This is a genomic window from Mesorhizobium sp. M0800 (genome assembly GCF_040320095.1).
GTDB lineage: Bacteria > Pseudomonadota > Alphaproteobacteria > Rhizobiales > Rhizobiaceae > Mesorhizobium.
Genome location: NZ_JAMYOZ010000018.1, coordinates 119,857 through 127,537, shown reverse-complemented (window position 1 = coordinate 127,537; position 7,681 = coordinate 119,857). Strand labels below are relative to the sequence as shown.

3 protein-coding genes are annotated in these 7,681 nt (G+C 63.7%); all 3 read left to right on the top strand.

Annotated elements, in window-relative coordinates; genetic code table 11:
- The first annotated feature begins 439 nt into the window (after positions 1–439).
- The 3 genes from NKI18_RS20995 to NKI18_RS20985 all read left to right on the top strand — a co-directional run bounded on the left by NKI18_RS20995 (position 440) and on the right by NKI18_RS20985 (position 7,094).
- Positions 440–4,798, top strand: coding sequence for a strawberry notch-like NTP hydrolase domain-containing protein (locus NKI18_RS20995; protein ID WP_353020355.1), 4,359 nt, complete (start codon positions 440–442; stop codon positions 4,796–4,798).
- Complete coding sequence (locus NKI18_RS20990; protein WP_352619329.1) at positions 4,798–5,844, top strand: DUF7146 domain-containing protein; 1,047 nt, start codon at positions 4,798–4,800, stop codon at positions 5,842–5,844. Before NKI18_RS20995 ends, NKI18_RS20990 begins: the two co-directional genes overlap by 1 nt.
- Positions 5,845–6,158: 314 nt before the next feature.
- Positions 6,159–7,094, top strand: coding sequence for an SLOG family protein (locus NKI18_RS20985; RefSeq protein WP_352619328.1), 936 nt, complete (start codon positions 6,159–6,161; stop codon positions 7,092–7,094).
- Positions 7,095–7,681 lie beyond the last annotated feature (587 nt).

Here is a 7,681-nt window from a genome sequence, read left to right as displayed (position 1 = left end):
TCCACGCGCGCCCCATACCCCCCCCCCCCCCCCCCCCCAACTTCACCCCCCCCACCCCCCCCCGGCCCGCTACAACCCCCCCGCGGGGGGGGGGGGGGGGGCCCCCCCCCCCCCCCTTCCTACCCCTGCCGGACGCTCACTTTCTCACACACGGGCAAAGCCAATTGGCCGCTTCTGCCGCGTCCTTCTCGCTCGGCGGCTGCTGCCCCGCCGTCCCCACTGCGTGCCAAGATATCGCCCCCGGGCTGCCAACCGCGTTGCCGCTGTCGTCGTTGGACTGACGGCGGGTAGCGGCGCAGCGCCTGGATCGAAGAAGGATCGTTATCGGCAGGACCGCAGTCCAGAGGGGAGAGGCCGGCCAGTGCGGATTTGAGCCGGATTGGTCGAGAGAGAGGGCCGCCCGGTTCATTCCCGTTCCGCTCTCCTCGAGGTTTTCTCCATGCTTGATGTTTCTTCGAAGACTGCCGCTCCGGCAGTGCCGCTTCCGCTTGTCTCATCCCCGGCTGTCGAACCAGCTGCCGCCATCCACAGCGCGGCGCAGTTTCTTCTGCCCCATCTCGAACGCGGTCAGCGCGTCGACGCCTCGAACCTTCGCTCGGCCATGGAAGCTGCCTTCGGTGCCTCCGATGCGTCCGGCGCATGGGACTGGAAATCAGCCTATGACGCTTGCGAAGTCGCGACGGTGCTGTTCCTGCGCAAATACGGAAAGTCGCTTTTCCGCAAAGCCGGTTCTGCGGCCGCCGCACTTCCGATGCTGGGCAAGATTGCCGGCCTGTTCCCAACTCACACGCGCCGCTCCGAAGAGACCGAAGCGCTTCAGCAGTTCAGCACCCCCATTCCGCTCGGTCTGGCGGCCGTGACTGCCGCGGCAATCACCCCTGCCGACCGCGTGCTTGAGCCCTCCGCCGGCACCGGGTTACTTGCTATTTTGGCCGAGATCAGCGGCAGCACGTTGCTGCTCAACGAACTGGCTGAGGCCCGCGCCGGGCTTCTCTCATTGCTCTTTCCGGCTATCCCCGTCACTCGCTTCAACGCAGCGCAGATCGATGATTATCTCGATCCCGGCATTGCACCAAGCGTCGTGCTGATGAACCCGCCGTTCTCGGTTCTGGCCAATGTCTCGGGTCGCGTGTCCGACGCTGCCTATCGTCACGTCGCCTCTGCGCTGGCCCGGCTCGCCGAGGGCGGGCGGCTTGTCGCAATCACTGGCGCAAATTTTTCCCCAGAGCTGCCCATCTGGCGCGAGTCCTTCGTCAGGCTCCAGGAGCGCGGTCGCGTGGTGTTCACCGCCGCGATCGACGGCGCCGTCTACGCCAGGCATGGCACCACCGTCGAGACCCGGCTGACCGTCATCGACAAACTGCCGGCCGACAATCCAGGCACCTTTCCAGCATCAGCCGGCACGGCGCCCGATGTCGCCACACTGATCGCCAGGATTGGCGAGCACGTTCCCGCACGGCTGCCGGTCAGCGCTTCGGCTTTTGCGCCCGCCGTCAAGGCACTGGGGCCCACAGCGCGCACGGTGCGCGGTGATCTCGCCAGATCCGCCGCTTCCTCTCCGGTGCGCAGCCTTGCCGAGCCGGAAGGCGCCGAGCTTGCCTACGAGACTTTGGACTGGAGGCCTGCCGAAAGTAGGCACATCACCGATGGCATCTATGAGGAGTACGGGTTGCAGGCGATCCGCATTCCGGGCGCCCATCCGCATCCGACCAAGCTGGTTCAATCGGCGGCGATGGCATCCGTTGCTCCGCCGAAGCCGAGCTACCGGCCGATTCTTCCTGCCAAGGTTGTCAGCGACGGCCTCTTGTCCGACGCGCAGCTAGAAACAGTCATCTATGCCGGCGAGGCCCATTCGGAGTTCCTCGCCGGTTCCTGGATGGTGGACGAGACCTTGGATCTTGTCTCTGCCGCGCGCGACGATGCTGCGCACGCCGTGCGATTCCGCCGGGGCTTCATGCTCGGCGACGGGACGGGCGCCGGCAAGGGCCGCCAGTCGGCCGGCATCATCCTGGATAGTTGGATGCAGGGCCGCCGCAAGGCGGTGTGGATCTCCAAATCCGACAAGCTGATCGAAGACGCCCAGCGCGACTGGTCTGCTCTCGGCATGGAGCGCCTGCTGGTCACGCCGCTGTCGCGGTTCCCGCAGGGCAAGGCCATCCGCCTCGATCAAGGGGTCCTATTCACCACCTACGCCACGCTGCGCTCCGACGAACGCGGTGAGAAGGTCTCGCGCGTGCGGCAGATCGTCGAATGGTTGGGCACCGACTTCGACGGATTGATCATTTTCGACGAGAGCCATGCCATGCAGAACGCCGCAGGCGGCAAGGGAGAACGCGGCGACGTCGCCGCCTCACAGCAGGGACGCGCTGGGCTCCGCCTCCAAAACGCCCTGCCGAACGCCCGTGTCGTCTACGTCTCGGCGACGGGCGCAACCACCGTCCACAACCTCGCTTACGCGCAGCGTTTGGGCCTATGGGGTGGTGAGGATTTGCCCTTCGCGACCAGGGCCGAATTCGTCGAGACGATCGAGGCCGGCGGCGTTGCCGCCATGGAAGTGCTGGCTCGAGACCTTCGCGCACTTGGTCTCTATACGGCACGATCGCTCTCGTACGATGGTGTCGAATACGAGCTGGTCGAGCACCAGCTTACCCCCGAGCAGACCCGCATCTACGACGCCTATGCGGGAGCGTTCAGCGTCATTCATAACAATCTCGACGCCGCAATGCGGGCCGCCAACGTCACAGGCGAGACCGGGACACTGAACCGTCAGGCAAAGTCGGCTGCACGTTCGGCATTCGAGAGCACGAAACAGCGCTTCTTCGGGCATTTGCTCACCGGCATGAAGACGCCGACCCTGATACGCTCGATCGAGCGCGATCTCCATCAAGGCCATGCCGCCGTCATCCAGATCGTCTCGACCGGCGAGGCACTGATGGAACGGCGCCTCGCGGAAATTCCAACCGAGGAATGGAACGACGTTCGTGTCGACATCACGCCGCGCGAATATGTCCTCTCGTATCTGCAGCATTCCTTCCCCGTGCAACTCTACGAGCCGTTCACCGACAGCGAAGGCAATTTGTCATCACGTCCGGTCTATCGCGACGGCCAGCCCGTCGAGAGCCGCGAAGCGGTCGCCCGCCGCGATCGCCTCATCGAGCAACTCGCTTCACTGGCCCCCGTCCCGGGGGCACTCGATCAGATCGTACAGCGCTTCGGCACCGACCTCGTAGCGGAAGTGACAGGCCGGTCGCGCCGCGTCGTTCGCAAGACCAGCACTCGAGGCATCGATCGCCTTGTCGTCGAAAACCGCGCCGGATCGGCCAATCTCGCCGAGGCACAGGCATTCATGGATGACTGTAAGCGCATATTGGTGTTTTCCGACGCCGGTGGCACTGGCCGCAGCTATCACGCTGATCTCACTGCGAAGAACCGCCGCCTTCGAGTTCACTATCTGCTTGAGCCGGGCTGGAGGGCCGATGCCGCCATCCAGGGCTTGGGGCGCACCAACCGCACGAACCAGGCGCAGCCGCCGCTGTTCCGGCCGGTTGCGACCGATGTGAAGGCTGAGAAGCGCTTTCTCTCGACGATAGCCCGGCGGCTCGACACATTGGGCGCCATTACGCGCGGCCAGCGCCAGACCGGCGGCCAGGGCCTATTTCGCCCTGAGGACAATCTGGAGTCGCACTATGCCCGCGACGCGCTGCGGCAGCTTTACCTGCTGCTGGTTCGCGGCAAGGTGGACGGCTGCTCACTCCAGATGTTCGAGGAAGCGACCGGCCTCACACTGACGGATTCCACCGGCATCAAGGACGAGCTGCCACCGATCACGACCTTCCTCAATCGGCTGCTGGCGCTTACCATCGCACTTCAAACCGTCCTGTTTACAGCCTTCGAACGATTGCTAAATGCGAAAATCGAGGGCGCCATTGCCTCCGGTGCCTACGACATCGGCTTGGAAACACTGCGTGCGGAGAGCTTCGTCGTCACCGAGCGACGCGTCATCCATGTCCATGCCGCCACCGGTGCGGAAACGCGACTGCTGACCATCGCCCAGCGCAAGCGCAATCGACCCGTTTCACTTGCCGATGCCCTTGCCCAGCTTCACGATCCCCGCGCGAAGCTCCTGGTCAACAACCGATCCGGCCGCGCCGCCGTACAGGTGCCAGCGCCCGCGCTGATGCTCGACAATGGCGAGATCGAATGGCGCGTCCGGCTGATCCGGCCGATGGAGCACCATCAGGCCTCATTGAAGATGATGGCGGAGAGCCACTGGGTTGAGGCTGAGCAGGCTGCATTCGCTGACGCCTGGAGTGTCGAGACGGCTGACGTGCCCGAATTCACGGACAGCACTATCCATGTCGTTGCCGGCATGCTGCTGCCGATCTGGAAGCGTCTGCCCAGGGAATTCTCACGTGTGTATCGGCTCCAGACTGACGATGGCGAGCGCATCATCGGTCGTCAGGTCCCGCCAGCATGGATCGCGGGCGCACTGGCAACAAGCTCGCCTTCGATCACAGCCAGTGATGCTTTCGTTGCGCTTCTGGGCGGTCGAACGATCCTCGACCTCGCCGATGGTCTGCAGCTTCGGCGCAGCCGCCTCATGGGCGTCAGCCGAATCGAGCTGACGGGCTTCAACGACACAATGCGTGACCGTCTTTCGGCTTACGGCCTCTTCCGAGAGATCATCTCCTGGAAGCTGCGCATGTTCGTGCCCGCCGACGCATCTGGACCCGCAATTCTGGGCAAGTTGCTGAAGGGCTATCCAGTCCAGCGCATCGACACGCGGGAGGATGCGTGATGGCCCGCCACGATGCGTCAGAACTGGCGCACCGCCTCGGCCAGCAGGCTGAGGCGGTTTGTCGCTACTATCTTTCGAACGGGCATCGCGAGGGCCGCTACTGGCTTGTCGGCGATGTGCAAAACACGCCGGGCCGCTCAATGTTCGTGCGTCTCGTCGGGTCAGCGAACGGAAAAGGAGCCGCCGGCAAGTGGGTCGATGCGGCGACTGGCGAGCATGGCGACCTTCTAGACGTCATCCGCGAAAGCCGCGGCTTCAGCAACTTCAAGGACGTTGCGAATGAAGCAATGACGTTTCTCGGCTTGCCGCATCCCGAACCAGAGCAGATTTCTCCCCGGCCGAAATCGGTAGACACGCCATCCGGATCATCTGAAGCAGCGCGTCGGCTGTTTACGATGTCGCAGCCGATTGCGGGTACGGTCGTAGAGACGTATCTGCGCAACCGCAGTATTACCGCTTTGCACGGGACCGAAAGCCTGCGTTTTCACCCGCGCTGCTACTACCGGCCCGACGAACACGCGCCGACTGAGACCTGGCCGGCGATGATCGCTTCCGTCACCGATCTCGACGGCCATTTGACTGGCGCACATCGCACCTGGCTTGATCCTTCCGGCAGAGGCAAGGCATCGGTCGGTACGCCGAGGCGCGCGATGGGCGATCTTCTCGGTCACGCGGTTCGCTTTGGCCTGCCGGGCGACGTCATGGCGGGCGGCGAAGGCATCGAGACCGTCTTGTCGCTTCGGTGCATCCTGCCCGATATGGCTATGGCAGCGGCACTCTCGGCCGCCCATCTTGCTGCCATGCTGTTCCCCCTCACGCTGAGACGGCTCTACATCGTGCGCGACGCCGATCCAGCCGGTAACGGCGCGCGTGACACCTTGATCGAAAGGGCGAATGCTGCCGGGATCGAGGCGGTCGTGCTCTCGCCGGCACTTGGGGACCTCAACGAAGATCTCTGTACGCTAGGCGTGCATGCCGTTCGAGCAGCAGTCCGTGTTCAGCTCGCCCCGCAGGACATCGCCCGGTTCATGGCAGTGGCGGGATAACTCGGAACGAAACAATCTGTCCGCTGTCGCTTGCATCGCTCGGATGCCTCCGAAGTCGGAGAGAACCGCGCCTGAGGGCCTTCGAGAGGGCGATCGGCCAGCAAACGACCCGGACCCGCAATGTCTTCGGCCGACTATTTTCCGGCGCGCTCCCCAAGGGAGCGCTTTCCATCGCGAAGCAAAATAGCCGGCCTTCACCCTCCTCCGCTGACACTCCGGCCCTTCGCTTCGCTGCGGGTGCAGGTCCGTCCCGTCCGCCGGCTTCCGTCGCCATGAAGGCCGCGAGGGTCGCGGTCCAACCGGCGGAGCATCCAATGAGCGAGCATGACGACTACGAACCACAGCACTCGTCTTCACCCATCGACCACGTCCTCACCGAACTCCAGCTCTATTGCTACCGACCCTTCGCGGATGAGCCTGATCCTCGACCGCTTCCAGAGGGCCACTGCGTCCCCGGCGCGATCGCCGACATCTTCGACGCTCTCATCGTGGCACTGCAAGACACTCGCCTCGAGCCCGATCTCGACGATCTTCTGTGGTCGACCGTCAACATCTTTCACCGCGCCGCAGATCGGATCGAGCGCGAACTCGATCACAACGAGCAGGCGCAACGCCGCAGCCAGCGTGAGCAGGACGGCAGCGAAGTGAAATCCGTCGAGCTGGAACGCCTGACGGCCGAAGGGCAGACGCTGATCGAACGCCAAAGCGCCTTCGAACTGATGCGTGATCAGGCCGCGGATCACTACGAGCGCCACACCGGATCGAGTTGGCGACCGCGCAGCGGATCGATGGTCAACCACCGCAACCTGACCTCTGCGCTGATCGACAGCCGCGACTTTCTCAGCGCCAAGAAACGCGCCTCGCAGGAAGTCGTTCTGCCACCTGGCCCGAAAATCGCCTTCGCCGCTGGGCTCGACTTCAATGACCACCAGCTGATCTGGGCCAAGCTCGACCAGGTCCACGCCAGGCATCCCGACATGGTCTTGATGCACGGGAAATCGCCGAAGGGTGGCGAAAAGATCGCCTCCTGTTGGGCAGACCACCGCAAGGTACCCCAAATCGGCTTTGCCCCTGATTGGACAAAGCATGCCAAAGCCGCCCCGTTCAAGCGCAATGACGCAATGCTGGAGGTACTGCCGATAGGCGTCATCGTCTTTCCCGGGACCGGAATTCAGGACAATCTTGCAGACAAGGCAAAGAAGCTCGGCATCCCAGTCCTCGACTTCCGCCCCAAGGGAGGCGGCGCGTAAGCGCTGCCCGCCCCTACCCTTTTTTCGATTGTACGATACGGCCGCGATCGGGCAGCGCGTACTGTATTTGCAGCTCGCTGGAGTGCTTGGCCCGGGATGCCGGATCTCAGGCTCCCAGCGCCGCCCGTCTTTTTGCGATACTCAAGTCCGCGCCCTAGCAAAGGCGCGCGACGCCGTCACGCTTGCCGTCAACGTTTCAGCTGCGTCGCAGCTGGCATCACAGCTGCGAATAACGACGCCTGTTTAACCGAACAGGGCCTGGATCTGGGCGAACTCACCGAACAACCGGCGTGGGCAGGATGCTTTTTTCGGCCGTCGCATTGTTAGCGTCGTCGCTGACTCGGCATCGCGCGACGCACAGTTCGAATCCACCACGGCGTGCCGTCTCGTTCCAAAGATAGCACATATCCGGTGGTGCACGTCAGCCGTGACTTGAACCATCACGTGCGTGTCTTATGCGCGTTGCTGACAACAGCTTGCGACTTCGCGATGCCTGTACAGAGGAGCATCGACGCCGGTGATCGTCGTAGCCGGGATTTCGCCAGCGACGGTATCGCCAGGTTCTCCGTTGATGTCTCTATCTGGTG